The sequence below is a fragment of the Streptomyces sp. NPDC001492 genome (assembly GCF_053597275.1).
Map to the genome: position 1 here is coordinate 19,289 of NZ_JBSFHW010000028.1, position 25,307 is coordinate 44,595.

The 25,307-nt window shown below is 70.5% G+C and carries 19 protein-coding genes, 3 tRNA genes and 1 pseudogene; 13 read left to right on the plus strand and 10 right to left on the minus strand.

The window, feature by feature from the left end; genetic code table 11:
• Nucleotides 1-339: 339 nt before the first annotated feature.
• Nucleotides 340-924, minus strand: a complete 585-nt coding sequence (locus ACWC1K_RS31005; protein ID WP_450836347.1) for a class F sortase — start codon at nucleotides 922-924, stop codon at nucleotides 340-342.
• Between the two features lie 156 nt (nucleotides 925-1,080).
• A complete protein-coding gene (locus tag ACWC1K_RS31010) occupies nucleotides 1,081-1,611 on the minus strand; it encodes a hypothetical protein (protein WP_450836267.1) in 531 nt (176 codons plus the stop codon).
• Between the two features lie 279 nt (nucleotides 1,612-1,890).
• Between ACWC1K_RS31010 and ACWC1K_RS31015 the strand changes: the two genes are divergently transcribed.
• Together ACWC1K_RS31015 and ACWC1K_RS31020 are read left to right on the plus strand one after the other, a co-directional pair.
• Nucleotides 1,891-2,490, plus strand: coding sequence for an NADPH-dependent FMN reductase (locus ACWC1K_RS31015; RefSeq protein ID WP_450836268.1), 600 nt, complete (start codon nucleotides 1,891-1,893; stop codon nucleotides 2,488-2,490).
• Nucleotides 2,491-2,608: 118 nt separating this feature from the next.
• A complete protein-coding gene (locus ACWC1K_RS31020) occupies nucleotides 2,609-3,187 on the plus strand; it encodes a hypothetical protein (RefSeq protein WP_450836269.1) in 579 nt (192 codons plus the stop codon).
• Between the two features lie 69 nt (nucleotides 3,188-3,256).
• Here the strand turns inward: ACWC1K_RS31020 and ACWC1K_RS31025 are convergent, their stop codons facing one another.
• Complete coding sequence (locus tag ACWC1K_RS31025; RefSeq protein WP_450836270.1) at nucleotides 3,257-4,909, minus strand: M4 family metallopeptidase; 1,653 nt, start codon at nucleotides 4,907-4,909, stop codon at nucleotides 3,257-3,259.
• A 162-nt stretch (nucleotides 4,910-5,071) separates the two neighbouring features.
• Here ACWC1K_RS31025 and ACWC1K_RS31030 point away from each other — a divergent pair, with 162 nt between their 5' ends.
• Nucleotides 5,072-5,482, plus strand: coding sequence for a gamma-glutamylcyclotransferase family protein (locus ACWC1K_RS31030; protein ID WP_450836271.1), 411 nt, complete (start codon nucleotides 5,072-5,074; stop codon nucleotides 5,480-5,482).
• A 15-nt stretch (nucleotides 5,483-5,497) separates the two neighbouring features.
• On the opposite strand, the gene ACWC1K_RS31035 is transcribed toward ACWC1K_RS31030, so the two are convergent.
• Nucleotides 5,498-7,597, minus strand: coding sequence for a molybdopterin oxidoreductase family protein (locus ACWC1K_RS31035; protein ID WP_450836272.1), 2,100 nt, complete (start codon nucleotides 7,595-7,597; stop codon nucleotides 5,498-5,500).
• 102 nt (nucleotides 7,598-7,699) lie between these two features.
• On the minus strand, nucleotides 7,700-8,371 hold the full coding sequence (locus ACWC1K_RS31040) for a SanA/YdcF family protein (RefSeq protein ID WP_450836273.1): 672 nt from the start codon (nucleotides 8,369-8,371) through the stop codon (nucleotides 7,700-7,702).
• 224 nt (nucleotides 8,372-8,595) lie between these two features.
• On the opposite strand from ACWC1K_RS31040, the gene ACWC1K_RS31045 reads away from it, so the two are divergent.
• From ACWC1K_RS31045 to ACWC1K_RS31065, 5 genes are all read left to right on the plus strand, one after another.
• On the plus strand, nucleotides 8,596-9,468 hold the full coding sequence (locus tag ACWC1K_RS31045) for a sirohydrochlorin chelatase (protein WP_450836274.1): 873 nt from the start codon (nucleotides 8,596-8,598) through the stop codon (nucleotides 9,466-9,468).
• A gap of 92 nt (nucleotides 9,469-9,560) precedes the next feature.
• Nucleotides 9,561-10,814 carry a deoxyguanosinetriphosphate triphosphohydrolase gene (locus ACWC1K_RS31050; RefSeq protein ID WP_450836275.1) on the plus strand — a complete coding sequence of 418 codons (1,254 nt, stop codon included), beginning with the start codon at nucleotides 9,561-9,563 and terminating at the stop codon, nucleotides 10,812-10,814.
• A 168-nt stretch (nucleotides 10,815-10,982) separates the two neighbouring features.
• The gene (locus ACWC1K_RS31055; RefSeq protein WP_450836276.1) at nucleotides 10,983-12,248 is read left to right on the plus strand and encodes an NAD(P)/FAD-dependent oxidoreductase; all 1,266 of its coding nucleotides are present in this window, start codon (nucleotides 10,983-10,985) and stop codon (nucleotides 12,246-12,248) included.
• Between the two features lie 38 nt (nucleotides 12,249-12,286).
• Entirely contained in the window at nucleotides 12,287-14,185 is a 1,899-nt protein-coding gene (dnaG, locus tag ACWC1K_RS31060) for a DNA primase (protein WP_450836277.1), read from the plus strand.
• 103 nt (nucleotides 14,186-14,288) lie between these two features.
• Nucleotides 14,289-15,608 (plus strand): RNA polymerase sigma factor, encoded by a 1,320-nt coding sequence (locus tag ACWC1K_RS31065; RefSeq protein ID WP_450836278.1) that lies wholly within the window; start codon nucleotides 14,289-14,291, stop codon nucleotides 15,606-15,608.
• Between the two features lie 173 nt (nucleotides 15,609-15,781).
• Here the strand turns inward: ACWC1K_RS31065 and ACWC1K_RS31070 are convergent, their stop codons facing one another.
• From ACWC1K_RS31070 to ACWC1K_RS31085, 4 genes are all read right to left on the minus strand, one after another.
• On the minus strand, nucleotides 15,782-17,713 hold the full coding sequence (locus ACWC1K_RS31070) for an ABC transporter ATP-binding protein (RefSeq protein ID WP_450836279.1): 1,932 nt from the start codon (nucleotides 17,711-17,713) through the stop codon (nucleotides 15,782-15,784).
• The gene (locus tag ACWC1K_RS31075) at nucleotides 17,713-19,446 is read right to left on the minus strand and encodes an ABC transporter ATP-binding protein (protein ID WP_450836280.1); all 1,734 of its coding nucleotides are present in this window, start codon (nucleotides 19,444-19,446) and stop codon (nucleotides 17,713-17,715) included. The genes ACWC1K_RS31070 and ACWC1K_RS31075 overlap by 1 nt, the downstream gene beginning before the upstream one ends.
• A 115-nt stretch (nucleotides 19,447-19,561) precedes the next feature.
• On the minus strand, nucleotides 19,562-21,004 hold the full coding sequence (locus tag ACWC1K_RS31080) for an FGGY family carbohydrate kinase (RefSeq protein WP_450836281.1): 1,443 nt from the start codon (nucleotides 21,002-21,004) through the stop codon (nucleotides 19,562-19,564).
• A gap of 78 nt (nucleotides 21,005-21,082) precedes the next feature.
• The gene (locus ACWC1K_RS31085) at nucleotides 21,083-21,388 is read right to left on the minus strand and encodes a YtxH domain-containing protein (protein ID WP_351470508.1); all 306 of its coding nucleotides are present in this window, start codon (nucleotides 21,386-21,388) and stop codon (nucleotides 21,083-21,085) included.
• 135 nt (nucleotides 21,389-21,523) lie between these two features.
• Between ACWC1K_RS31085 and ACWC1K_RS31090 the strand changes: the two genes are divergently transcribed.
• The 4 genes and pseudogenes from ACWC1K_RS31090 to ACWC1K_RS31105 all read left to right on the plus strand — a co-directional run.
• Nucleotides 21,524-21,596: transfer RNA gene (locus ACWC1K_RS31090), tRNA-Asn, on the plus strand.
• Nucleotides 21,597-21,601: 5 nt separating this feature from the next.
• Nucleotides 21,602-21,674, plus strand: a tRNA-Asn gene (locus ACWC1K_RS31095).
• Nucleotides 21,675-21,840: 166 nt separating this feature from the next.
• A tRNA-Ile gene (locus tag ACWC1K_RS31100) sits at nucleotides 21,841-21,917 on the plus strand.
• 518 nt (nucleotides 21,918-22,435) lie between these two features.
• Nucleotides 22,436-22,714, plus strand: a pseudogene (locus ACWC1K_RS31105) (IS1380 family transposase); the annotation flags it as partial.
• Nucleotides 22,715-23,221: 507 nt separating this feature from the next.
• Here ACWC1K_RS31105 and ACWC1K_RS31110 read toward each other — a convergent pair.
• Complete coding sequence (locus ACWC1K_RS31110) at nucleotides 23,222-24,337, minus strand: enolase C-terminal domain-like protein (RefSeq protein ID WP_450836282.1); 1,116 nt, start codon at nucleotides 24,335-24,337, stop codon at nucleotides 23,222-23,224.
• Nucleotides 24,338-24,464: 127 nt separating this feature from the next.
• Here ACWC1K_RS31110 and ACWC1K_RS31115 point away from each other — a divergent pair, with 127 nt between their 5' ends.
• A complete protein-coding gene (locus ACWC1K_RS31115; RefSeq protein ID WP_450836283.1) occupies nucleotides 24,465-25,229 on the plus strand; it encodes a FadR/GntR family transcriptional regulator in 765 nt (254 codons plus the stop codon).
• Nucleotides 25,230-25,307: the final 78 nt, after the last annotated feature.

Below are 25,307 nucleotides of genomic sequence, written 5' to 3' on the forward strand. Positions count from 1 at the left end.
CCGAGCGGCTCGCGGCAGGCGTGCTCAGCGGCTCGTGGTGAGGTGGGCGGATACGACCACGTTTCCCGTGTGGCCGGTTGAGCGCGGGTTGTACGGCGTCCGGGTGGACTCCGCGCGTGGAGTCGCTGGACCGTGCGCCGACCAGCGCGGCGGCGGTGCTCAGTGGCTCGTGACAGGCTCCCGAGCGGCTCGCGGCAGGCGTGCTCAGCGGCTCGTGGTGAGGTGGGCGGATACGACCACGTTTCCCGTGTGGCCGGTTGAGCGCGGGTTGTACGACGTCCGGGTGGACACCGCGCGCGGAGTCGGTGGACCGTGCGCCGACCAGCGCGGCTGCGGTGCTCAGCGGCTCGCGGTGAGGTGGGCGAACACGACCACGTTTCCCTCGTAGCCGGTCGAGCGCGAATACCCCCCGCCGCAGGTGATCACCCGCAGCTCGGGGCGGTTCGCGGCGCCGTACACCTTCTCGTCCGGAAAGTGCGCGGCGTCGTACACCTCGACCGCGTCCACCGAGAAGAGCGCCGTGCTGCCGTCCCGGCGGTCCACCTCGATGCGGCTGCCCTTCTTCAGGGCGCCGAGGTCGTAGAAGACGGCGGGACCGTCGGCGTTGTCGACATGGCCCGCGACGACGGCGGTCCCCTTCTCCCCGGGGGTGGTGCCGGCCTCGTACCAGCCCGCGAGGTTCCTCCTCGCCGCCGGCGGCACGCCGAGGCTGCCGGAGGGGGTGAGCGCGAGGCCCATGAGGGGGGCGTCGACGTGGATCGACGGGATGCGGATGCGGTCGGGCGGGGAGGGCGGCAGCGCGGGCGCGCCGCGCGGCTGGCCGCCGTGGCCGGAGCGGGCCGCCTGCGCGGCGGACGGCTGCGGCGGGGCGTGCGTCCCGGCGCCGCCACCGAGCAGCCAGGCGCCGGAGCACAGGGCGACCATGGTGACGGTTCCTATCGCGCCGTTGCTGACTCTGCGCACGCGAGCCTCCTACCTGACTCGAGCGGTCGTACCCGACCCCCTCCGAGCCGCGAGGGGCGTCGGACCCGGAGGGGGAGGGACATGCGGTACCGGTGGACGGACAGCGGAGGGTGTCCGTCAGATCCCGTCGCCTCTCGCCCGGCGATGCAGGAGCCAGGTACCGCCCGCGGCGGCAACGGCGAGAGCCGTCACGCCGGCCGCGGTCTGCACGGGATCGGGGCCCAGGGCGCCGCCGACCCCCGTCTTCACACTTCCGTGGGGCTCCTGCCCATGGCCCGCGGTCAGGGTCACCACCAGGTCACCCGTGACCTGCCGGTCGCCCTCGCCGCACTTGGCGACGATCTCGTACGTCCCCGGCTGCGCGCTCGGCGGCACCCGGAACTGCCCGACCGCCTCGCCGTCGTGCGCACTCGGCGCCAGGGTGAAGACACCGGCCCCGACCGCCCCGGCGTCACCCGCCGCCGTACCCTCCGTGCCGCATTCCGCGGTGTTCACCGTGATCTGGGTGCCCGGCACGGCCTGGGAGGGGAACACCTCCAGACCACCACCACCGCCGCCGCCTTCATCGGCGTACGCGGGCACGGCCACGAAGCCCGCCGCTGCGACGGCGAGGGCGGTACCGGTCAGCAGACGGGCGGTACGTCGCATCGATGCTCCTCCGAGCTCTCTTCGGTGTCCCCTGCCCTTCCGAGGTAAGTGCCAGCCGCGCGAGCGCGCTTCCTGAGGGTCTGTCAGAAATGCGGTGAATGGGTGTCAGATCCCGGTGCGGCACGGCCGCTCGGCCGGACTTTCAGCAGGTCACCGGCGTATGACGGAGGGTGTGGGGAACAGCACCCGATGGGCGCAGGGCGCGCGTGTGAACGGGTGACCCGTTGCTCGCGGCCTCGGCTTGACCTCAATCAAGGTCGAGGTACGAGGCTGGGCCGCATGCAGATCACAGACGCACCCCGCGAAACCGAAACCCCGCTCGCCGTGACCCTCATCGTCGGCAGCAACCGCCACGGCCGTTTCGGCCCCGTCGTCGCCGACTGGCTCCTGGCCCGTATGCGCGACCGCGACGACCTGCTCCCCGAGGTCGTCGACGTGGCCGAAGCGGACCTGCCCACGACCTTCGCCCCGACCGCCGAGGCGATGGCGGCGCGCTCGTCGGTCACCCCGAAATTGGCGGCCGCGGACGCCTTCGTGGTCCTCACGCCCGAGTACAACCACTCCTACCCGGCCGGCCTCAAGAACCTCATTGACTGGCACTTCGCCGAATGGCAGGCCAAGCCCGTGGCCCTCGCCTCCTACGGCGGCGTCTCGGGCGGCCTGCGCGCGGTCGAACACCTCCGCCAGGTCTTCGCCGAACTCCACGCGGTCACGATCCGCGACACGGTGTCCTTCCACAACGCGGGCGCGTCCTTCGACGAGGGCCGCCTCAAGGACCCGTCGGGCCCTGAGGCGGCGGCGAAGGTGATGCTGGATCAGCTGGTGTGGTGGGGGAGGGGGTTGCGGGAGGCACGGGAGAGGCGGCCGTACGGGGCATGAGACGCACGCAGGCTGCGGGCAGTCATGACCATGGGTCCGCACAAGAGCCCCGGAGCGACGAGGTGCCCCTTCGGACTCCGGCTATGCTGCCGCCGAAGATCAGGGGAATGAGGGGGACATGGCGAGATTGACCGTTCGCCGCAGAGCCGCTCTGGTTGCGGCGGCCGGCATCGTCGGCCTACTGCCCGGCACCGTCGACGCGGCCGCCCAGTCGGCCGCCGCCTCGACGGCCGTGTACGACTGCAGGTACGACGCGGTGTCGGTGTCCGATGCCGCAGGCTCGGTGGTTCCCACCGCGCGCAGGACCGGCGTACCGCTGTACGCCCGCCTGCGAGTCCACAACACCGAGGCCGTGGCCCTGGCCAAGGCCACCTACGTCTACGCCGTCGGCAACCTCACGAGGAACCGCGGGCCCGCCCCCGTCGTGCAGTGGCGCATCGGCAGGGGGCACTGGCACAAGATGGGCCTGCACTGGAACAGCAGGACCAACGGCTCACTGCCGCTGTGGAACTCGGGCACCCTGTCGCTGGGGACCATTCCCGCGCGGGGCACCGTCACCACCGAGATCTCCGTGACGTTTCCCAAGAGGTCGGTCAAAGCCGTCTATGTGGACTTCCTCGACATTCGCAGCGGCATCTGCGGCAAGACCCGCCTCGACTGGTACGTGGGCAACGGCTTCGCGTACTGGCCCCGGTGACGAGAGCGGCCGGACGGCCGCCCCGGTCGATCACCGAGGCGGCCGTCCGCGCGCTCACCGCACGGTCGGTCAGTTCACATTGACGGCACTCCAGGCCGCAGCCACCGCGTTGTACTCCGTGCTCCCCGCCCCGTACAGATCCTTCGCCGCGTTCAAGGTCGCCGTACGCGCCCCCGCGTAGTTCGTCGAGGACGTCATGTAGACCGTCAGCGCCCGGTACCAGATCTGGCCGAGCTTGTCCCGGCCGATGCCCGTCACCGTCTTGCCGTTGGACGTCGGGGAGTCGTAGCTGACGCCGTTGATGGTCTTCGCGCCGCTGCCCTCCGCCAGGAGGTAGGCGAAGTGGTTGGCGACGCCCGAGGAGTAGTGGACGTCGAGGTTGCCCACCGACGAGCTCCAGTAGTCGGCCGACTTGCCGTCCTTGGAGGGCTTGTCCATGTAGCGCAGGGCGGCCTGGCCGAATCCCGGCCGCACGATTTTCTCGCCGATCAGGTAGTCCCCGGGGTCCGAGGGGTTGTTGGCGTACCACTCGACCAGCGTGCCGAGGATGTCGGACGTCGCCTCGTTGAGGCCGCCGGACTCGCCCGAGTAGGTCAGCGCCGCGGTCTTGGAGGTGACGCCGTGCGTCATCTCGTGGCCGGCCACGTCCAGGCCGACCAGCGGGCCGAGGCTCGTGCCGTCACCGTCGCCGTACGTCATGCAGAAGCAACTGTCGTCCCAGAAGGCGTTGTTGTACTTGTTGCCGTAGTGGACGCGGTTGTACGAGCCCTTGCCGTCGTTCGCGATGCCGTTGCGGCCGAAGGAGTTCTTGTAGAAGTCCCAGGTCACGTTGGTGCCGTACTGGGCGTCCACGGCGGCGGAGGCGCGGTCGGCGTCCGTACCCGTCCCCCAGTGGTTGTCCGTGTCCGTGAACACGGTCGACGGGGCGCGGCTGACGCAGATGCTGGTCAGGAAACAGAGGTCCGTCTGGTTCGCCGCGTCACCCGTGTACGTGCCGCCCCGCGTCGGGTCCTTGAGCTGGTACGTCGATCCCGACTGCGTCGTCTCCAGCGGCACCGTCCCGCTGTACAGCGACTTGCCGTCGCCCGTCGCCGTCTCGATGTCGTCCCAGGCGTCGATCTGACGGCCGGTGCGGGCATCCGTGAGGACGGTCCGGGAGACCGGGTTGCCCAGGGAGTCCTTGGCCGCGACCTGCGTCCGCCACGCCAGCTTCGGCGTCCCGTGCAGGGCGTCGACGACCAGCTCCGGCCTGGCCGTCAGCTTCCTCAGCGTCTCGCCGAGGTTGACCGCGCGCAGGGCGTTCGCCGCGAGGTCGGCGGCCTTCGGGGCCGATATGGAGGGGACGATCGAGGCGAGGGATATCTTGCTCCGCGCGGCCCGGTTCGCGCTGCGGTACTTCCCGTCCGAGGTCAGATGAACCACGAAGTCGCCGCCGAGCACCGGGAGTTGACGGTACGTCCGGTCGTAGCGCACATGCTGCGTGCCGTCCTTGTCGACGATCACGTCCCGCACCTTGGTGCCCTCGTCGGAGGTGAGCCCGAGGCTCGCGGCATGCGCCAGGAGCGCCGATGCCGCGTTCGCGATCGCGCCCGCCCTGGTCGGTCGTTCGTCGGCCACCGCGGCGGGGGAGAGCGCCGCTGCCAGCAGACTGGCGGTGGTGGCGGCCACGCCGAGGGCGGCGAGCCGACGGGAACCTCGGACGTCGATACGTATCCGGCTCATCGATCTCCTCGAAAAGGCGCCAAAGGGCGCGTGGGGGCGCGTGGGGGCGTGGGGGAGTGCGCAGAGGTGTTGACGACGATTTAAGGGGCCATGACACGGCGAGGTCCATAGCGCGTACCGGGAGGTATGGGAGGGGGAATGTGAGGAGAGAGAATCGTTTTTGTGAGACTCCCGTTCTTCGTCTACGGCACCCTCCTCCCCGGCGAGGTCAACCACGATCTGTTCCTGCGCGGTTGCACGGCGGCCGAGGAGCCGGCGCGGCTGAACGACGCGGTCCTGTACGACGGACCCGGATATCCGTACGCCGTCGAGGAGCGCGGCGGAGTGGTGCACGGGGAGCTCGTGACCGCGATGCCGGAGAGGTACGAGGAGTTGCTCGTCGCCCTCGACCGGCTGGAGGAGTACGCCCCCGGGGATCCGCGCAACCTCTACGAGCGCGTCGAGCGCGAGGTGCTCCGCGAGGGCGGAAACACGGCCGTACGCGCCTGGGTGTACGTCGCCGCCCCCGCCGTCGCCGCACGTCTGCGCGCCCGCGGGAAGCTGATCGAGAGCGGGGACTGGCGGATCAGATGAGTCCGCCTGCCCCGGCTACGGCCGAACCGCCTCCACCCGCACCGCACACGCCTTGAACTCCGGCATGCGTGAGGTCGGGTCGAGGGCCGGGTTGGTGAGGGTGTTGGCGCGGCCCTCGCCCGGCCAGTGGAAGGGCATGAAGACCGTGTCCGGGCGGATCGAGGTGGTGATGCGGGCCGGTGCGACGGCCCGTCCCCGGCGGGAGACCACCGCCACCGGGTCGCCCTCGGCCGCCCCGAGCCGGGCAGCGAGCCGCGGGTGCAGCTCCACGAACGGTCCCGGCGCCGCGGCGTTCAGCTCGTCGACCCGGCGGGTCTGGGCACCGGACTGGTACTGCGCGACGACCCGGCCGGTGGTCAGCAGCACCGGATACTCCTCGTCCGGTTCCTCGGCGGACGCCCGGTGCGAGACGGGGACGAAACGGGCCCGGCCGTCCGGGGTCGCGAAGCGGTCGAGGAAGAGGCGGGGGGTGCCGGGGTGGTCCTCACCGCGGCCCTCGCCCTGGCTTTCCGTATTCGGACAGGGCCAGAACACCCCGTTCTCCTCCGCCAGCCTGCGATAGGTGATCCCCGAGTAGTCGGCCGGCCCGCCCGCGCTGGCCCGCCGCAGCTCCTCGAAGACCTCCTCCGGATCGGTCGGGAAGCCCTTCTCCACGCCGAGCCGGCCGGCCAGTTCGTGCATGACCTCCAGATCGCTGCGGACACCGCCGGGAGCAGTGATCGCGCGCCGCCGCAGCAGCACCCTGCCCTCCAGGTTGGTCGTGGTGCCGGTCTCCTCCGCCCACTGCGCGACGGGGAGCACGACGTCCGCGAGCGCCGCCGTCTCCGACAGGACGACATCGCAGACCGCCAGGAAGTCCAGCGACTTGATGCGGTCCTCGATGTGCGCGGCACGCGGCGCCGAGACGACCGGGTTGGACCCCATCAGCAGCAGCGACCTGATGTCCGTACCCAGGGCGTCCAGCAGCTCGTACGCACTGCGCCCCGGCCCGGGAAGCGAGTCCGGGTCCACGCCCCACACCTCGGCCACATGCCGCCGTGCCGCCGGGTCGTCCAGCTTGCGGTAGCCGGGCAACTGGTCGGCCTTCTGGCCGTGTTCGCGTCCGCCCTGCCCGTTGCCCTGCCCGGTCAGACAGCCGTACCCGGACAGCGGGCGGCCCGCGCGGCCGGTCGCCAGGCACAGGTTGATCCACGCGCCGACCGTGTCCGTGCCCTTGGAGTGCTGCTCGGGGCCGCGCGCGGTCAGCACCATCGCGTTCTCCGGCTCGCAGAACAGCCGTACGGCATCCCGCAGTTGGGGAACGGACACCCCCGTGATCCGTTCCACGTACTCCGGCCAGTGCGCCATCGCCGCAGCCCGGGCGTCCTCCCAGCCGGCCGTGCGCTCGGCCACGTACTCCTCGTCCACCCGCCCCTCGGCAACGACCAGGTGCAGCAGACCGAGCGCCAGCGCGAGATCCGTACCGGGCCTCGGTGCCAGATGCAGGTCGGCCTGCTCGGCGGTCTTCGTGCGGCGCGGGTCGACGACGATCAGGGTGCCGCCGTTCTCCTTGAGTTCGTTGAAGAACCGCAGCGAGGGCGGCATGGTCTCCGCGAGGTTCGAGCCGACCAGGATCACACAGCCCGTCCTCGGGATGTCCTCCAGCGGGAACGGCAGCCCCCGGTCGAGGCCGAACGCCTTCGTGCCGGCAGCGGCGGCCGACGACATGCAGAACCGCCCGTTGTAGTCGATCTGCGAGGTGCCGAGCACCACCCGGGCGAACTTGCCGAGCGTGTACGCCTTCTCGTTGGTGAGGCCGCCGCCGCCGAAGACGCCGACCGCGTCCGGGCCATGTTCCGTACGCGTCCGGCGCAGCCCCTCGGCGATACGGTCCAGCGCCTCGTCCCAGGTGGCGGGCGTCAGAGTGCCCTCGGAGCGCACCAACGGGGAGGTCAGGCGCACCCGGGACGAGAGCAGGGCCGGCGCGGTACGGCCCTTGCCGCACAGCGCGCCCCGGTTCACCGGGAAGTCGGCGCGCTCGCTCACCTCGACCGTGCCGTCCGGCGCGGGCGTCAGGTTCATCCCGCACTGCAGGGCGCAGTACGGACAGTGCGTGGGCGTCGCGGAGATCTGCATGCCACTCAGCGTGCTTCGGCTGTGTTACGTGCGGGACGGCTCCTTGTTACACGGGCGGCACGGCGACCTCCCGGCCGGCCGGGAGCGGCGGTGAGGCACCGCTCACCGGGCGTCGGCGAGCGCCTTCGCGACCCCCTCCTCCTTCGGCCCGAGGAACCGCGGGTCGGGGTGGAACACGGCGTCCAGGGCCGCCTTTCCGGCCGCGAAGATCTCACGAGTGCCGCCGTAGTACCAGGTCACGTCGTGCTTGGCGTCGACCCCCACGCCGTACGAGTCGACACCCGCCGCCTCGCACAGGGCGACCGCCCGCCGGATGTGGAAGCCCTGGCTGATGAGCACGGCCCTGTCGACGCCGAAGATCTTCTTGGCGCGGACACAGGAGTCCCAGGTGTCGAAGCCCGCGTAGTCGCTGACGATCCGCCCTTCCGGGACACCGTGCTTCTTCAGATACGTGCGCATGGCGTCGGGCTCGTCGTAGTCCTTGCGGCTGTTGTCGCCGGTGACGAGGACGACCTCGACCCGGCCCGCACGGTACAGCTGCGCGGCCGCCTTCAGACGGTTCGCGAGGTACGGGGAGGGCTCGCCGTTCCACAGGCCCGCGCCGAAGACGACGGCGACCTCGGTGCGGGGCGCGTCGGCGGTCGTCCGCAGCCGGTCGCCCGTCGTGACGTACAACCAGGTCACCGGCAGCAGCGCCAGCACACACCCGGCCATCACGGCCTGCACCAGCTTCCGCTGCCCGGCACGCGTGCGTGGCAGGCGTGGTCTGCGCATCGGTCCCCCTTCTCCGGCCTGCTTTCCGGCCTGCTTTTCGACAGTCAGAGACGTCCTGTCAGGCCGTACGGTTCGCCACCCGAGACGTGACCAGCTTCACTCCCCAGCAGGAAACCGCAGGTCAGATCGCCTCACACACCCCACACCCCCCGCCGTGAACCGTCGGAAAAAGCCCGTCATTCTCATGCAACGGGGCGGCAACCTCCGGCCGCCACCATCGGTCCATGACGGCGTCGAACCCTCCTCGCGACGAGTCCACGACCGCCCACCTCGACAGTACGGCGCATCTCATGAACCGGATCAGCAGCCAGCTCGCCAGCCAGCTCAGCCTCGTCCACCTGAACGGCAGACGACGCCCGGCCCCGCCGGTGCTGGTCGTCGTCGCGCACGGCAGCCGCGACCCGCGCGCCCTGAGCACCGTCCGTACGCTCCTGGAGCGCATCCGCGAGCAGCGCCCCGGCCTGCCGGTCCACCTGGGCCACATCGAGCTGAACGACCCGCTGCTCCCCGACACCCTCGCGACTCTCGGCACCCGCGAGGCCGTCCTCGTTCCCCTCCTCCTCAGCCGCGGCTACCACATCAAGCGGGACATCCCCGAGATGGCCGCCCAGTCGCAGGTACGCGCCCGGGTGGCCGGCGCCCTCGGCCCGCATCCGCTGCTCGTGGAGGCCCTCTGCGCCCGCCTCGTCGAGGCCGGCTGGTGCACGAGCATGGACGACACCACCCGCCGCAGGAGCGCGGTCGTCCTCGCCGCGGCAGGCTCCCGCGACCCGGAGTCCAAGATCGACACCAACCGCACGGCCCAGCTGCTGTCGGAACGCCTGGGGGTCCCGGTGGTCCCGGCGTACGCGACCACGGCCGCCCCGACGGTCCCGGACGCCGTCCGTGCCCTGGTCGCGAGCGGCCGAGACCGCGTGGCGGTGGCTTCGTACTTCACAGCTCCCGGCCGCTTCGCCACGGAGACCGCGCAGGCGGCACCCTGGATCGCGTCGGCCCCGCTGGGCACGCACCCCGAGATGGCGCGCCTGGTCCTCCACCGCTACGACCAGGCGCTCACGACACCGATCAGTACGGCCCCGGAACTGGCGTCGGCCTGAACCGCCGGGTGACTGCAGTTCCGTAGATCCCGGCACCCTATGGGGCGCCCCGCCACCATCCGATTGTCACTGCCTGCGCTTACTGTCGAGACATGTCGTACGACGCGCAGTCAACAGAACGCTGGGCCCCCGAACCCGACAAACGCCCCGGCCGCACAGCCTTCCAACGCGACCGCGCCCGCATCCTGCACAGCTCAGCACTGCGCCGCCTGGCAGGCAAAACCCAGGTCGTCACCCCAGGAACCCGCAGCCAGGCCTGGGACGCAAGCCCCCGAACCCGCCTGACCCACTCCCTGGAGTGCGCCCAGGTAGGCCGTGAACTGGGCGCAGCCCTCGGCTGCGACCCCGACCTGGTGGAAGCCGCCTGCCTCTCCCACGACCTCGGCCACCCCCCCTTCGGCCACAACGGCGAACAGGCCCTGAACGAATTCGCCGAGGACTGCGGCGGCTTCGAGGGCAACGCCCAGTCACTGCGCCTCCTCACCCGCATCGAACCCAAACGGTTCACCCCGGAAGGCTCCGTAGGCCTCAACCTCACCCGCGCCGCCCTGGACGCCGCCACCAAGTACCCCTGGCCCCGAGGCGCCCACCCCACCGACCCGTCCTCCCCCAAGTTCGGCGTCTACGAGGACGACCGTCCTGTCTTCGACTGGGTCCGCAAGGACGCCCCGGGCACCCGCACCACCTTCGAGGCCCAGGTCATGGACTGGTCCGACGACGTGGCGTACTCGGTGCACGACGTCGAGGACGGCCTGCACGCCGGCCACATCGACCCCAACTGCCTGCACGCGGAGCCCGAACGCCAGGCGGTCTTCGCGGTCGCCGTCGGACGCTACGTCCCCGCCGGCACCGACCCGGCCGAACTCGCCGCCGCGCTGGACCGCCTCCAGGACCAGGAGTGGTGGCCGCACGGCTACGACGGCACCGCGGTCGCCCAGGCCCGCCTCAAGGACGCCACCAGCCAGCTCATCGGCCGCTTCTGCCTCGCCGCCGAGACCGCCACCCGCGCGGCCTACGGCACCGGCCGCCTCACCCGCTACGGCGCCGAACTCGTCGTACCGCACGAGACACGCCTGGAATGCGCGGTCCTGAAGGCCGTCGCCGACCGGTACGTCATGCAGCGTGCCGAACAGGAGCTGCTGCGGGCCGACCAGCGGATCGTGGTCGCCGAGCTCGCCGAGGCACTCACCGCCCGCGCCCCGGACGGCCTCGACCCCCAGTTCCGCGCCCTGTTCGACCAGGCAGACGACGACCGGGCCCGCAAGCGGGTGATCGTCGACCAGATCGCCTCCCTCACCGACGCATCGGCCCGTTCACTTCATGCGCGTCTGACGGGGCATCTGTGAGACTGACGGGACGCGGGGGACGCCGAACGAGCCCGATTGTGACCCTCCGTGGCCTGATCGGGCCACTCCCTCTTCCCCCATCACACTCCGTGCGGGACGCTCGCATATGGCGGCACGCACAGTGTTTTCCGAGGGGACACCCCTCAGACACCCCGTAGGAGGCATCAAGTGGTCGACGCGGATCAGACATTCGTCATCGTCGGAGGCGGTCTCGCCGGTGCGAAAGCGGCCGAGACGCTCCGAGCGGAGGGCTTCACCGGGCGCGTGATACTGATCTGCGACGAGCGTGACCACCCGTACGAGCGCCCTCCCCTCTCCAAGGGCTATCTGCTCGGCAAGGAGGAGCGCGACAGCGTCTTCGTCCACGAGCCGGCCTGGTATGCGCAGAACGACATCGAGCTGCACCTCGGCGAGACCGTCGACGCCATCGACCGCGAGGCGAAGACGGTCCGTTTCGGCGAGGACGGCACGCTCGTCCGTTACGACAAGCTCCTGCTGGCCACGGGTGCGGAGCCGCGCCGTCTCGACATCCCCGGGACCGACCTGGCCGGCGTGCACCATCTGCGCCGCCTCGCCCACGCCGAGCGGCTCAAGCACGTGCTGACCGCCCTCGGCCGGGACAACGGGCACATCGTGATCGCCGGCGCCGGCTGGATCGGTCTGGAGGTCGCGGCGGCGGCCCGCGAGTACGGCGCCGAGGTCACCGTCGTCGAACCCGCGCAGACCCCGCTGCACGCGGTCCTCGGTCCCGAGCTCGGCAACCTCTTCGCCGAGCTGCACCGCGAGCACGGCGTCCGCTTCCACTTCGGCGTGCGGCTGACGGAGATCGTCGGCCAGGACGGCATGGTCCTCGCGGCCCGCACCGACGACGGCGAGGAGCACCCCGCGCACGACGTCCTCGCGGCGATCGGCGCGGCCCCCCGCATCGGCCTCGCGGAAGCCGCCGGTCTGGAGATCGCCGACCGGGCCCATGGCGCCGGCGTCGTGGTGGACGAGCGCCTGCGCACCTCCGACCCCGACATCTACGCGGCCGGCGACGTGGCGTCCTTCCCGCACGCCCTCTTCGGCACCCACCTCCGCGTCGAGCACTGGGCCAACGCCCTCAACGGCGGCCCGGCGGCGGCCCGCGCGATGCTCGGCCGCGACGTCACCTACGACCGCGTGCCCTATTTCTTCTCCGACCAGTACGACCTGGGGATGGAGTACAGCGGGTGGGCGCCGGCGGGGTCGTACGACGAAGTGGTGATCCGGGGGGACGCGGGCAAGCGTCAGTTCATCTCCTTCTGGATCAAGGAGGGCCGGGTGCTGGCCGGGATGAACGTGAACGTGTGGGATGTCACGGACCCCATCCAGAAACTGATCCGCTCGAAGACCCAGGTGAACACGGAGGCCCTGGCGGACCCGCACGTTCCGCTCGAAAGCCTCGTCTCCTGAGAACCGAGGCTGTCAGTCCGTCCCCGTAGAATCACCACGTGGCAGGACGGATCAACGACGAGGACGTGAAGGCGGTACGGGACGCGGTCCCGATCGACGCCGTGGTGTCCGAGTACCTCCAGCTGCGCAACGCGGGCGGGGGCAACCTCAAGGGCCTGTGCCCGTTCCACGACGAGAAGTCGCCGTCCTTCCAGGTCAGCCCGAGCAAGGGACTCTTCCACTGCTTCGGCTGCCAGGAGGGCGGCGACACCATCACGTTCGTGATGAAGGTCGACCACCTCTCCTTCTCCGAGGCCGTCGAGCGCCTGGCCGGCCAGGCCGGCATCACCCTGCGCTACGAGGAGGGCGGCTACAACCCCGCCCACCAGCGCGGCGAGCGCATCCGCCTGGTCGAGGCCCACAAGATCGCCGCACAGTGGTACGCCGAACAGCTCGCGACCAGCCCGGAGGCCGACACCGGCCGCAAGTTCCTCGCCGAGCGGGGCTTCGACCAGGCGGCCGCCGAGCACTTCTCCGTCGGCTACAGCCCCCAGGGCTGGGACCACCTCACCCGCTATCTGCGTGGCAAGGGCTTCACCGACAAGGAGCTGCTGCTCTCCGGCCTCTCCCAGGAGGGCCGCCGCGGACCCATCGACCGCTTCCGCGGCCGCCTGATGTGGCCGATCCGCGACATCGGCGGGGACGTCGTCGGCTTCGGCGCCCGCAAGCTGTACGAGGCGGACAACGGCCCCAAGTACCTCAACACCCCCGACACGGCGATCTACAAGAAGTCCCAGGTCCTGTACGGCATCGACCTGGCGAAGAAGGACATCGCCAAGGCCAGCCGCGCGGTCGTCGTCGAGGGCTACACCGATGTGATGGCCTGCCACCTGGCCGGTGTCACGACCGCGATCGCGACCTGCGGCACGGCCTTCGGCGGCGACCACATCAAGATCCTGCGCCGGCTGCTGATGGACAACGGCAGCGCACGTGTCATCTTCACCTTCGACGGCGACGCGGCCGGCCAGAAGGCGGCCCTGCGCGCCTTCGAGGACGACCAGAAGTTCGCCGCCGAGACCTACATCGCCATCGCCCCGGACGGCATGGACCCCTGCGAACTGCGCCTGGCGAAGGGCGACGAGGCGGTCGCGGACCTCGTCGAACCCCGCACCCCGCTCTTCGAGTTCGCGCTGCGCCAGATCGTCGTCCGCTACGACCTCGACACCCCGGCGGGCCGCGCCGCCGCACTGGACGAGGCCGCCCCCATCGTCGCCCGCATCAAGAACAGCGGCGCCCAGCACGAGGTCGCCGTCCAGCTCGCCGGCATGCTCGGCATCCTCGACACCCAGTTCGTGGTCAAGCGGGTGGCCCAGCTGGCCCGTTGGGCCCGCGACCGCGGCGGCAAGGGGCCGGCCCCGGCCCGCGGCCCGCAGTCGTACGACGCCGCCCCGCGCCACACGGCCTCCGGTCCGGCCCTCAACCTCCGCAACCCCGTCTACGCCACCGAACGCGAGCTCCTCAAACTCGCCCTCCAGCGCCCCGAGTTGGTCTCCCCGGCCTTCGACGCCTACGGCATAGACGAGTTCACCGCCGCGCCCTATGCCGCCGTACGCCAGGCGATCATGGAGGCGGGCGGCGCGGAGTACGGCGTCCAGGACGCTCAGGACTACCTGGTCCGTGTCCGCGAGGCCGCACCCGACGACACGGTCCGCGCCATGGTCACGGAGCTGGCCGTCGAGGCGATCATGCGCCGCACGGTCGACGAGAACTACGCGGGCGAGCAGCTGGTGACCGTCCGCCGCCGGGCCGTGGAGCGCCGCGTCCGCGACATCCAGAGCACCCTCACCCGCCTCGGCACCCACTCGGACCCGGCACAACTGGCCGCGGTACAGAACGAATTGTGGGTACTCCAGCAGTACGACCAGGCGCTGCGCGAGCACGGAGCCGCAGCTCTCTGAGCCGTTCGCGTACGCCGCGGTAACCGCGCGGTCACGGCCCGATTGCAAAAAGTCACCGCACGCCCCTCGTGGCGGCGATGTGTCGTACTCCACACTGGGTCCGGTGCCTGAGTCCTCGGAGCGCGGCCGATCCGTCCCCAGCGGATCCCACACCCCCGCGGTTCCGCTCATCGCGTACGGGACGGACAGCGGCGAGGCCGTCGACTCCGCTCCCGAAGCAGCGCTGCCGCACACCTCAGCAGCGATCATCCTGGAGGTCGCCCCCGTGCAGACCCAGACCCTCACCCAGACCGACAGCAATAGCGCCATCGGAGATGACAGCACTGCGCCGGACGCCGCGACGGACGTCCTCGTCGCGGTCCCCCCGCAGACCCGTGTCGCGCACCACCCCGAGGCGGAGCCCGAGAGCGAGAGCTCGCCCGAGCCGGCCGAACCGCCCGCCGAGGCGCTGGAGGCGGCGGAGGACCCCGAGCCGGCCGAACCGCCGCGTGCCCGCGCCGCCGACACCAGCGGCCCGTCCTCGGACCTGTTCCGCCAGTACCTGCGCGAGATCGGCCGTATACCCCTGCTGACCGCGGCCGAGGAGGTCGAGCTCGCCCGCCGTGTCGAGGCCGGCCTGTTCGCCGAGGAGAGGCTCAGCACGGCCCCCGACCTGGACAGCCAGCTCGCCCTCGACCTGGACCGCCTCGTCGTCATGGGCCGGATGGCCAAGCGCCGCCTCATCGAGGCGAATCTGCGGCTCGTCGTGTCCGTGGCCAAGCGGTACGTCGGCCGCGGGCTGACCATGCTCGACCTGGTCCAGGAGGGAAACCTGGGCCTGATCAGGGCAGTTGAGAAGTTCGACTACGCCCGCGGCTACAAGTTCTCGACGTACGCCACCTGGTGGATCCGCCAGGCCATGTCCCGGGCCCTCGCCGACCAGGCCCGGACGATACGGGTCCCGGTCCACGTCGTCGAGCTGATCAACCGGGTCGTCCGCGTCCAGCGCCGCATGCTCCAGGAACGCGGCTACGAGCCCACGCCGGAAGAAGTCGCCGACCATCTCGACCTGCCCCCCGAGCGGGTCAGCGAGGTCCTCCGCCTGGCCCAGGAACCCGTCTCCCTGCACGCCCCGGTGGGCGAGGAGGACGACGTGGCCCTCGGCGACCTCATCGAGGACGGCGATGCCGCCTCGCCGGTGGAGTCGGCGGCGTTCCTGCTGCTGCGTGAGCATCTGGAGGCGGTGCTGTCGACGCTCGGCGAGCGGGAGCGCAAGGTGGTCCAGCTCCGGTACGGCCTGGCGGACGGCCGCCCCCGGACACTGGAGGAGATCGGCCGCATCTTCGGCGTGACCCGCGAACGCATCCGCCAGATCGAGTCGAAGACCCTGAACAAGCTCCGGGACCATGCTTTTGCGGACCAGCTGAGGGGCTATCTGGACTGACGCCGTCTGCGGGCCGGTGGGGGCTGGTCGCGCAGTTCCCCGCGCCCCTAAAGGCCGCCGTAGCTGCGGGCAGTCGTGCCGCCAGGGGCGCCGCCCGTCCCAAAGAGAGCGGCACCCCGCGAGCGCGGGCAAGCGCACCCACCCGTCCCCAGCCCCGACGCCGGGCAACCCGCTCAGTCCACCTCGGCCACCGCCTGCGCGAACTGCGCCTTGTACAACCGCGCATACGCACCGTCCGCAGCGAGCAGATCGGCATGCGCCCCCTGCTCCACGATCGCCCCGTTCTCCATCACCAGAATCGTGTCCGCGTCCCGGATCGTCGACAGCCGATGCGCGATCACGAACGACGTACGCCCGTGCGCCAGCTTCGCCATCGCCTTCTGGATCAGCACCTCGGTCCGGGTGTCCACCGAGGAGGTCGCCTCGTCCAGCACCAGGATCGTCGGGTCGGACAGGAACGCCCGCGCGATGGTGATGAGCTGCTTCTCGCCGGCGCTGACCCCCGTGCCCTCGTCGTCGATCACGGTGTCGTACCCGTCGGGAAGCGTCCGGATGAACCGGTCCGCGTGGGCCGCCCGCGCCGCCTCCTCGATCTCGCCGCGCGTGACGTCCCGCGAGGCGCCGTACGCGATGTTCTCCGCGATCGTGCCGCCGAACAGCCAGGTGTCCTGCAGCACCATGCCGATCCCGGCCCGCAGTTCGTCCCGGGACATCGTGGCGATGTCGACGCCGTCGAGGGTGATCCGCCCGCCGGAGACCTCGTAGAACCGCATGAGCAGATTGACCAGCGTGGTCTTGCCCGCCCCCGTCGGGCCGACGATCGCGACCGTGTGCCCGGGTTCCGCCTTCAGGGACAGGCCCTCGATCAGCGGCTTCTCGGGGTCGTAGCGGAAGGAGATGTTCTCCAGCTCCACCCGCCCGCGCAGCTCCTCGGGACGCTCGCCGCGCACCGGATCCGCCTCCTGCTCCTCCGCGTCCAGGAGTTCGAAGATCCGCTCGGCCGAGGCGACACCCGACTGCACCAGGTTCGCCATCGACGCGACCTGCGTCAGCGGCATCGAGAACTGGCGTGAGTACTGGATGAAGGCCTGCACATCACCGATGGACAGCGCGCCGGACGCGACCCGAAGACCGCCGACCACCGCCACCAGCACATAGTTGAGGTTCGACACGAACATCATCAGCGGCTGCATGACCCCGCTGTTGAACTGTGCCTTGAACCCGGCCTCGTACAGCTCGTCGTTCTGCTCGGCGAACTGCTTCGCGGACTCCTCCTGCCGCCCGAACACCTTGACCAGCGTGTGGCCGGTGTACATCTCCTCGATATGGGCGTTGAGCTTGCCCGTCGTGCGCCACTGCTGCACGAAGTGCGGTTGCGACCGCTTGCCGACCCGCGTGGCGACCACGAACGACAGCGGCACGGTGACCAGCGCCACCAGCGCCAGCAGCCAGGACACCCAGAACATCATCGCCAGCACACCGATGATCGTCAGCAGCGAGTTGATGAGCTGGCCCATCGACTGCTGCAGTGTCTGCCCGATGTTGTCGATGTCGTTGGTCGCCCGGGACAGCACCTCACCGCGCTGCCGCTTGTCGAAGTACGACAGCGGCAGCCGGGACAGCTTCGCCTGCACGTCCTCGCGCAGCCGGAACATGGTCCGGTTCACGGCCCGGTTCACCAGCCGTGTCGCCACCGCCATCAGCAGACCGGCGACGAGGAACGTGCCCAGCGCGAGCAGCAGTACGTCGCCCACCGCGCCGAAGTCGATGCCCTTGCCCGGGGTGAAGTCGGTGCTGCGGAGCATGTCGGCGACCTGGCCCTGCCCCCGCTGCCGCATGGACGCGAGGACCTCGTCCTTCGTGGCCCCGGCCGGCATCTGCCGCCCGATGATGCCGGCGAAGACCAGGTCGGTGGCCTTGCCGAGGATCTTCGGCCCGACCACGTTCAGACCGACGCTCACCACCACGCAGAGCAGCAGTACGTAGATGGTCAGCCGCTCCGGCTTGAACTGGGCGATCAGGCGTTTGCCCGACACCTTGAAGTCCATCGAACGGCTGTCGGGACCGCCGCCCTGGCCCATCATCCGTGCCATCGGCCCGGCCATCAGGCAGCCTCCGCTTCCGTCAGCTGGGAGAGCACGATCTCCCGATAGGTCTCGTTGTCCGCCATCAGCTCGTGATGGCGGCCGGTCCCGACGACACGTCCTTCGTCGAGTACGACGATCCGGTCCGCGTCCCGGATGGTCGCCACCCGCTGGGCGACGATCACGACGGTCGCCTCCGCGGTCTCCTGCGCGAGCGCCGCCCGCAGCGCCGCGTCGGTCGCGTAGTCGAGGGCGGAGAAGGAGTCGTCGAAGAGGTAGATCTCCGGGCGCTGCACCAGCGTCCGCGCGATCGCGAGCCGCTGCCGCTGACCACCGGAGACGTTCGTTCCGCCCTGCGCGATGGGGGAGTCGAGGCCGTTCTCCAGCCCCTCCACGAAGTCCTTGGCCTGCGCCACCTCCAGCGCGTGCCACAGCTCCTCGTCGGTGGCGTCCGGATTGCCGTAGCGCAGATTGGTCGCCACCGTCCCCGCGAACAGGTACGGCTTCTGCGGCACCAGGCCGACGGTCCTGGCGAGCAGCTTCGGGTCGAGCGTCGCGACGTCCGTGCCGTCGACGAGCACCTCGCCGTCGGTCGCGTCGAACAGCCGCGGGACCAGCCCGAGCAGCGTGGACTTGCCGCTGCCGGTCGAGCCGATGACGGCGGTCACCTCACCGGGCCGCGCCACCATGTCGATGCCCTTGAGCACGGGCTCCTCGGCGCCCGGATAGCGGAACCCGGCGCCCCGGATCTCCAGATGCCCGTGCCGGCGCAGCTCCGTGACCGGCGCGACCGGCGGCACCACGCTCGACGAGGTCCCGAGGACCTCCTCGATCCGCTCGGCGCACACCTCCGCGCGCGGCACCATCATGAACATGAAGGTGGCCATCATCACGGACATCACGATCTGCATCAGATAGGCGAGGAAGGCGGTCAGGTCACCGATCGCCATTCCGCCGCTGTCGATGCGATGCGCGCCGAACCACACCACCGCGATCGAGGACAGGTTCACCACTGTCATCACGATCGGGAACATCAGCGCGAGCATGTTGCCGGTGGCCAGCTGCATCTCGGTGAGGTCGGCGTTCGCCTTACGGAAACGATCCTTCTCGTAGTCGTCCCGTACGAACGCCCGGATCACCCGGTTGCCGGTGATCTGCTCCCGCAGCACCCGGTTCACCGTGTCGAGCCGCACCTGCATGGCCCGGAACAGCGGCCGCAGCCGCCGAACGATCAGCGTCACGCAGATGCCCAGCGTCGGCACCACCGCGACCAGCACCCCGGACAGCGGCACGTCCAGGCCGAGCGCCAGCACGATGCCGCCCACGCACATGATCGGCGCCGACACCATCAGCGTGAACGTCATCAGGGCCAGCATCTGGACCTGCTGGACGTCGTTGGTCGTACGGGTGATCAGCGAGGGCGCCCCGAACTGCCCGACCTCCCGCGCCGAGAAGGACTGCACCCGGTCGAACACCGCCGCCCGGACGTCCCGGCCGACCGCCGAGGCGGTCTTGGCGCCGTAGTACACGGCACCGATGTTGCACACGACCTGTGCCAGCGAGATGCCGATCATCAGGGCGCCGAAGGAGAGGATGTAGCCGGTGTCACCCTTCACGACACCGTTGTCGATGATGTGCGCGTTCAGCGTGGGCAGGTAGAGGGTGGCGCAGGTCTGCAGGAACTGCAGCAGCACCAGCAGGGCTATGGGTTTCTTGTAGGGCCTGAGATAGGTCCGCAGAAGTCGTATGAGCACGCTACGTCTCTCGGAGTCGGCGGCGGGGCGGGCTTGATGCCCCAGGCTCCTATCGTCGGACACTCCACCCGTGTTACCTCAACCGATTAAGCCGACAGCAGTGCTCCTTACCGCCTTATGGGCGGAATGCGCCGGGGTGCGTCTGCTCCCGGACGGAAACGAACTGCTGCCTGACCGCCTGGCCCACCGCCAGCTCGTCGCCGGGCTCAAGCACCTGTCCGCTCGCGCCCTGCCACACGGGCGGGTTGCGCGGATCGAGGGTGCCCTGCGAGACCCCGAGCGCCCAGGCGGCCTGCCGGGCGGCACCGATCGCCGCGTAGTCCGCGGGCTGCGGCACGACGACCTGCGCCCCGAAGAGCATGGGCGCCGCCGCCTGCACGGCGGGCAGCTCGGCGGCCGCCCCCAGCAGGAAGATCCGCCGCACCTCGACGCCCCGGCCGCGCAGCACGTCCAGCGCGTCCGCGAGCCCGCACAGCATGCCCTCGAACGCCGCCCGCGCCAGATGCTCGCCCTTCATCGACTCCCGCCGCAGCCCGGCGATCGACCCCGCCGTGTGCGGCAGATTCGGCGTCCGCTCACCCTCCAGATACGGCAGGAGTACGAGCCCGTGGGCGCCCGGAGTCGACTTCATCGCCAGCTCGGACAGGCTGTCCAGATCGGGCAGCCCGAGCAGCTCGGCGGTCCCGCGCAGGGTCCGTACGGCGTTCAGCGTGGTGACGACCGGCAGATGCATACCGGTGGCGTCGGCGAGGGAGGTGATCATCCCGGTGCTGTCGACCAGGGCCTCGGGGTGTACGGCCATCACGGACCCGGAGGCGCCGAGCGAGACCACCGCGTCACCGAGCCCGATGCCAAGGCCGAAGGCGGCGGACATGGTCTCGCCGGTCCCGGCGGAGATCAGCAGCCCCTCGGGGGTCGTACCGGCGGCGTCCGCAGGGCCGATCACCTCCGGCAGCATCGCCTGGTGGCCGAGCGCCAGCTCGACGAGATCGGCACGGTAGTTGCCGGTGGCCGCCGACCAGTACCCGGTGCCGGAGGCGCCGCCCCGGTCGGTGGTCCGTCTCACCGGCCGCCCCAGCAACTGCCACACCAGCCAGTCGTGAGCCTGCATCAGGATCGCGGTGCGCAGGGCGGCATCGGGTTCGTTCTTCGCGAGCCAGCGCAGCTTGGTCACCGGCTGCGCGGCCTGCGGCACACAGCCCACCGCCTGCGCCCAGGCCTCACGGCCGCCGAGGGCGTCGATCAGATCGGCCGCCGCGACCTGCGCGCGCTTGTCGCCGCCGACCATCGCGGGGCGGACCGTGCCGCCCTGCGCGTCCAGCGGCACGACCGCGTTCTGCTGCGCCGACACGCCGATGGCCTGCACGCCCTCGAGGAGCCCGCCGCCGGCCGCCTCACCCAGGGACAGCAGCCAGGCCTGCGGGTCGACGTCGGCGGGCCGGTCGCCGTCCACCGGATGCGGGGCATACCCCTGCCTGAGCACGGTGCCCGTGTCCGTGTCGCAGACGACGATGCGAGTGAAATCGGGTGCACTGTCCAACCCGGCGACTATCCCCATGGCGAAAATTCTATGGGCCCTGCGCCGCAGGGGTGTGTGCGCTTCACCGGGTACGGGCGCGTCGTGGCAGGTGAGCTGCTACGTGTCGCTGGTGCCCCAGTCGTCCTCGGCTGCGCCGTTGGTGTTGCGCGCCCGGAGGGAGCGGACCCGCTGGGCCACCGAGTCGGGCACATGGTCGCCGACCTTGTCGCTCACCGCGTGGTACGCCTTGCCGGCGAACTCGCGGCCCTGCTGGGCGGCCGACTCCGCGGTGTTGCGGACGGCCGGGTTCTCCGCGACCTGGCGCGCGGACTTCTTCAGCTGCTCGTAGCGCTCGCGACCGGCACGTGTGCCGAGGACGTAACCCAGAGCCAGTCCGACGACGAACGTGAGCTTGTAGCGCATGGCGGAGCCACCCTTCCGGTCCTTGGGGAGTACCGATTGGCGGAGCACCCCCCTGCTTGCGCTAATGTATGTGTCGCAGCGAGCGCCCGCCCTCTGGCGAATACCCAGGCAGGCACGTTCGATGCAACGAGGCATTCCTCCGTAGCTCAATTGGCAGAGCAGCCGGCTGTTAACCGGCAGGTTACTGGTTCGAGTCCAGTCGGGGGAGCTCGGTCCTCCGTAGCTCAATTGGCAGAGCAGCCGGCTGTTAACCGGCAGGTTACTGGTTCGAGTCCAGTCGGGGGAGCACAAGAAGAGGACCCCCTTGGGGTCCTTTTTCATGTGGGCGGGAACCGCGCAGGCGGCGGGGCAGTCTCCATGGGCGTGCGAAGTCGACCATCCGAAGCAGGAGATCGTATGAGCGGCTATGCTGCGGCAGACGGCGCGCACAAATGTGCGCGACACGCCGCTATGGGGCGGTAGCTCAGCCGGTTAGAGCAGCGGACTCATAATCCGTCGGCCGTGGGTTCGAGTCCCACCCGCCCCACCACTCGCTACGCGAGCAGAACCGTTTCTACCTGCACACACGTACGAGCAGGGGGCGCCACTCCAAGGTGGTTGCCCCCGTTCATGCGTGCAGACCAAGATCCGGGGGACAGGCAGGGGACACAGGGTCGGATCAGGGGACGGAGGGCCCTCATGCCGCCGTCGTACGCCTGTTGGAGGACCGGCGCGAGGCCCGTCGCGGTGTCGACGGCAGACCCGTCGGGAGCACCCGGGTGTCCAAGCCGGGGCCCTGCGGGCGGCTGACCGTGAAAGCGCGTCAGCGAGGAGTCCAGCCGCTGCTCCTCGGAGGAGCGGTCGTTGAAATTCTCGACGCGGACCAGCTCCAGGTTGTTCGGGGCACAGTGATCGCGTATCCACCTGACGGCCGCGTCGGCGGCGTCGTCCTGGCCGCGGCCGGCCGGTGTGACCGTGCCGAGGAGACCGGCATCGGGGCGGGTCTGCGCTCCAATGGCCCAAGTCGACCGCAAGGCCGGCAAGCCGGCGGCGGGCGGACAGCGGGTCCTGGCCGCGCTGCGTACCGCCCGTGCCGAAGTACGCGAACGTGTACGGCGGTTGGCCGGTGAAGCGGCGCCGGACGCGGGCGGGCACGTGGTGGACATCGACGGGGTCCTCGTCCTGGCGCACCCCGAGAAGCAGGAAGCCACCGTGACCGGGAAGAAGACGTTCGGCCACCACCCGCTGACGGGATTCGTCGACCACGGCCGCGGCGGGTCCGGCGAGCCGGTCGTGGGCCTGCTGCGGCCCGGCAACTCGGGCTCCCACACCTCCGCGGACCACATCAGGGTCACCAACGACTTGTCCGGACTCTGCCTCGACGGTGACCGGCGCGGCGACGCCGAACGGTTCCAAGGCTCCGCTGTGGAGTCATGCTGCCGCCGCGGCTCGTCAGAACGGGAAGTCGCGCGGCTCCCCGCGCATCGTGATCTGATCGCTCCGCCCCTGGCACAAGACACGACGCCTGCACCCTCCCCAGGAAGGTGCGGGCGTCGTAGTGGTCCTGGCGGTCAGTCCTGCGGGTGGCCGCCGGCGCTCTTCTCCGCGACCGTCTGACGCCCCTGGCGCCCAGCGTGGTCGCTCTCATGAGCCGGCCGCCGGACGCAGTCGCAGCCCTTGCATGTCCCCGTCGACGGCGAGGGCGGCGCGTTCCGCCTCCGGGTCCCCGCGATGGAGCAGATGGTGACGACCGCCGCGTGCGACGAGCGCCGGGATGTCGGCGCAAGCACCGGAGAGGGGAGGTGTGGAGGGTCGGGTAAGGGGCGATCGTGAGAGGGGGACGGACGGGGCGGATCAGGCCTTCGGTGGCGTCAAAGTCTCCTTGTCGACAAACTGCTGGAGGATGGGAGGGTAGTCCAGGCCGGCGGGCAGCGCCACGCCCGGCCCGGTGGGGGCATGGACGAGTCCCTGGGCGTCGATGCCGCTCTCGCGGCTGATCGGATTGCCCATGACCAGGGACTCGTAGTAGGTGGTGTTCGAGATGGCCATGCACAGGTGTCGGTTGGGGATCTCCGGCCCGTGCACCTCGGCGCGCAGCCGGAAGGCGTCGGCGAGGTGGGCGGTGCGCATGGCGCCGGTGAAGCCGCCGCGCAGTTGGGTGGAGGCGCGGACGCCGAAGGTGGCGGCGCCGGCCTGGATGAAGTCGGCCGAGTTCATATGGGCCCCGTCGGAGGTCTCGGCCACCAGTAGGGGGACCGCCACCGCGTCGGCGAGGCGCTTGTACGCGGTGATGCTGAACTCCCGGATCGGCTCCTCGTACCAGAGGTAATCCGCGTCGGACAGGGCGCGCCCGAGGTGGATCGCGTCGGGGAGGTCGAATCCGGCCGACCCGTCGAACATCAGGGGGATCGCGTCCCCCACGTGTTCCCGCAGAGCCACCGACAGCCGGGCGTCGCGGCGTGCGTCGCCCCAGGCGTGGAGCTTGATGGCGGGGTATCCGAGCTCCAGGGCCTGGTCGGCGATGTCCAGGTATTCCTCCACGGAGGAGTAGGTGACGGTGGAGGCGTAGGCGGGGATCGAGGTGCGGAAACCGCCCAGCATCTGCCAGGTGGGCCGGTCGGCGAGCCTGCCGGCCAGGTCCCACAGGGCGGTGTCGACGAGGCCGAGCAGGTAGAGGGGCAGCTCCTCGGTGCGGTCCAGCTCCCACATGCGGTGCCACAGCCATTCCCGCTGGAGCGGGTCCTGGCCCACGAGCTCCTTGCGCAGGAAGCGGTCCAGCAGGTCCGCCAGGAGGACGGCGCTGCCCCGGCGGGGGGCCATCGCGACGCCCTCGACCCCTTCGTCGGTGCAGATACGCAGCACCGCGGCCTCGCCGTCCGGCGGGCTGCCCAGCAATCCGTCACGCCAGACGAACGGCGGACTGGCGCCCGGAACCCGGACCGGATAGCTCTCCACCTCGGCAATGCGCACGTTCGTTACCCCTTGCAGTGGCAGCTACTGCTGCGAAATTTTCGTGTAACGTAAGTCGTCATACGAATGCTGTCAAGGAGTCGGGAGCAGTAGACTCGGCGATCGTCCACAACGGTGAGGGGGCCCCATGGCGAAGAGCGGTCGAAGCGGCGTCGAGGATCAGTCGGCCCTGAAGCCCTGGCCCAAGCGCCCGGCGCGGCTGGCGCATGCGGTGGTGGAGTCCCTCACCGACAGTATCGTCTCGGGTGCCATCCCGTCGGGCTCCACCTTGCCGGTCGAACCCGAACTGTGCGAGACGTTCGGCGTCAGCCGGATCACGATCCGTGAGGCGGTCAAGTCGCTGGAGGCCAAGGGGCTGGTCCGGGCCCGGCAGGGTTCCGGCACCACGGTCACCCCGTCCGAGGAGTGGAATCTCCTGGATCCTGTCGTGCTGGCGGCCACCGTCCGGCACGACGACGAACTCGTCGTGCTGGACCAGCTGGTCGGCGTGCGTTCGGTCCTTGAGGCGCAGATGGCCGCGCAGGCCGCCGAGCTCGCCACCGATGACGATCTCCGGGAGGTGGAGCGGCTGCTCGGTCGCCTCGACGAGGAGATCGCCACTCCTGCCCGGTTCATCGAGACCGATGTGCTCTTCCATGACCGGATCATGCAGGCGTCCCGGAACCGGCTGGGTCGCTCCGTCATCCGGACCGTCCATACCCAGGCCCGCAGTACGTTCCTGTACACCGGCACTCCCGACGGCCCCTCGTGCAGGCAGGCCAACACCGAGCACCGCCGGATCGTCGAGCAGCTCCTGGCCCGCGACCCCCAGGGCGCGGCGCAGGCCATGACGGCCCACATCGAAGCGGCCTGGAGCCGCCGCCGCATTCCGCACCCCGGTATCACCGGTTGACCGCACCCCGCGCCACTTGCATGCGCCGGAACCCGCCCCCGGCCGTCAGGCCGGGGGCGGGTTTCTCTTGTGGTGCAG

What these genes read in the sequence shown, in the direction of transcription:
- ACWC1K_RS31005 (WP_450836347.1), bottom strand. Translation starts at nt 924, where the DNA reads ATGGTCGCCCTGTGCTCCGGCGCCTGGCTGCTCGGTGGCGGCGCCGGG.
- ACWC1K_RS31010 (WP_450836267.1), bottom strand. Translation starts at nt 1,611, where the DNA reads ATGCGACGTACCGCCCGTCTGCTGACCGGTACCGCCCTCGCCGTCGCA.
- ACWC1K_RS31015 (WP_450836268.1), top strand. Translation starts at nt 1,891, where the DNA reads ATGCAGATCACAGACGCACCCCGCGAAACCGAAACCCCGCTCGCCGTG.
- ACWC1K_RS31020 (WP_450836269.1), top strand. Translation starts at nt 2,609, where the DNA reads ATGGCGAGATTGACCGTTCGCCGCAGAGCCGCTCTGGTTGCGGCGGCC.
- ACWC1K_RS31025 (WP_450836270.1), bottom strand. Translation starts at nt 4,909, where the DNA reads ATGAGCCGGATACGTATCGACGTCCGAGGTTCCCGTCGGCTCGCCGCC.
- ACWC1K_RS31035 (WP_450836272.1), bottom strand. Translation starts at nt 7,597, where the DNA reads ATGCAGATCTCCGCGACGCCCACGCACTGTCCGTACTGCGCCCTGCAG.
- ACWC1K_RS31040 (WP_450836273.1), bottom strand. Translation starts at nt 8,371, where the DNA reads ATGCGCAGACCACGCCTGCCACGCACGCGTGCCGGGCAGCGGAAGCTG.
- ACWC1K_RS31045 (WP_450836274.1), top strand. Translation starts at nt 8,596, where the DNA reads ATGACGGCGTCGAACCCTCCTCGCGACGAGTCCACGACCGCCCACCTC.
- ACWC1K_RS31050 (WP_450836275.1), top strand. Translation starts at nt 9,561, where the DNA reads ATGTCGTACGACGCGCAGTCAACAGAACGCTGGGCCCCCGAACCCGAC.
- ACWC1K_RS31070 (WP_450836279.1), bottom strand. Translation starts at nt 17,713, where the DNA reads ATGGCCGGGCCGATGGCACGGATGATGGGCCAGGGCGGCGGTCCCGAC.
- ACWC1K_RS31080 (WP_450836281.1), bottom strand. Translation starts at nt 21,004, where the DNA reads ATGGGGATAGTCGCCGGGTTGGACAGTGCACCCGATTTCACTCGCATC.
- ACWC1K_RS31085 (WP_351470508.1), bottom strand. Translation starts at nt 21,388, where the DNA reads ATGCGCTACAAGCTCACGTTCGTCGTCGGACTGGCTCTGGGTTACGTC.
- ACWC1K_RS31115 (WP_450836283.1), top strand. Translation starts at nt 24,465, where the DNA reads ATGGCGAAGAGCGGTCGAAGCGGCGTCGAGGATCAGTCGGCCCTGAAG.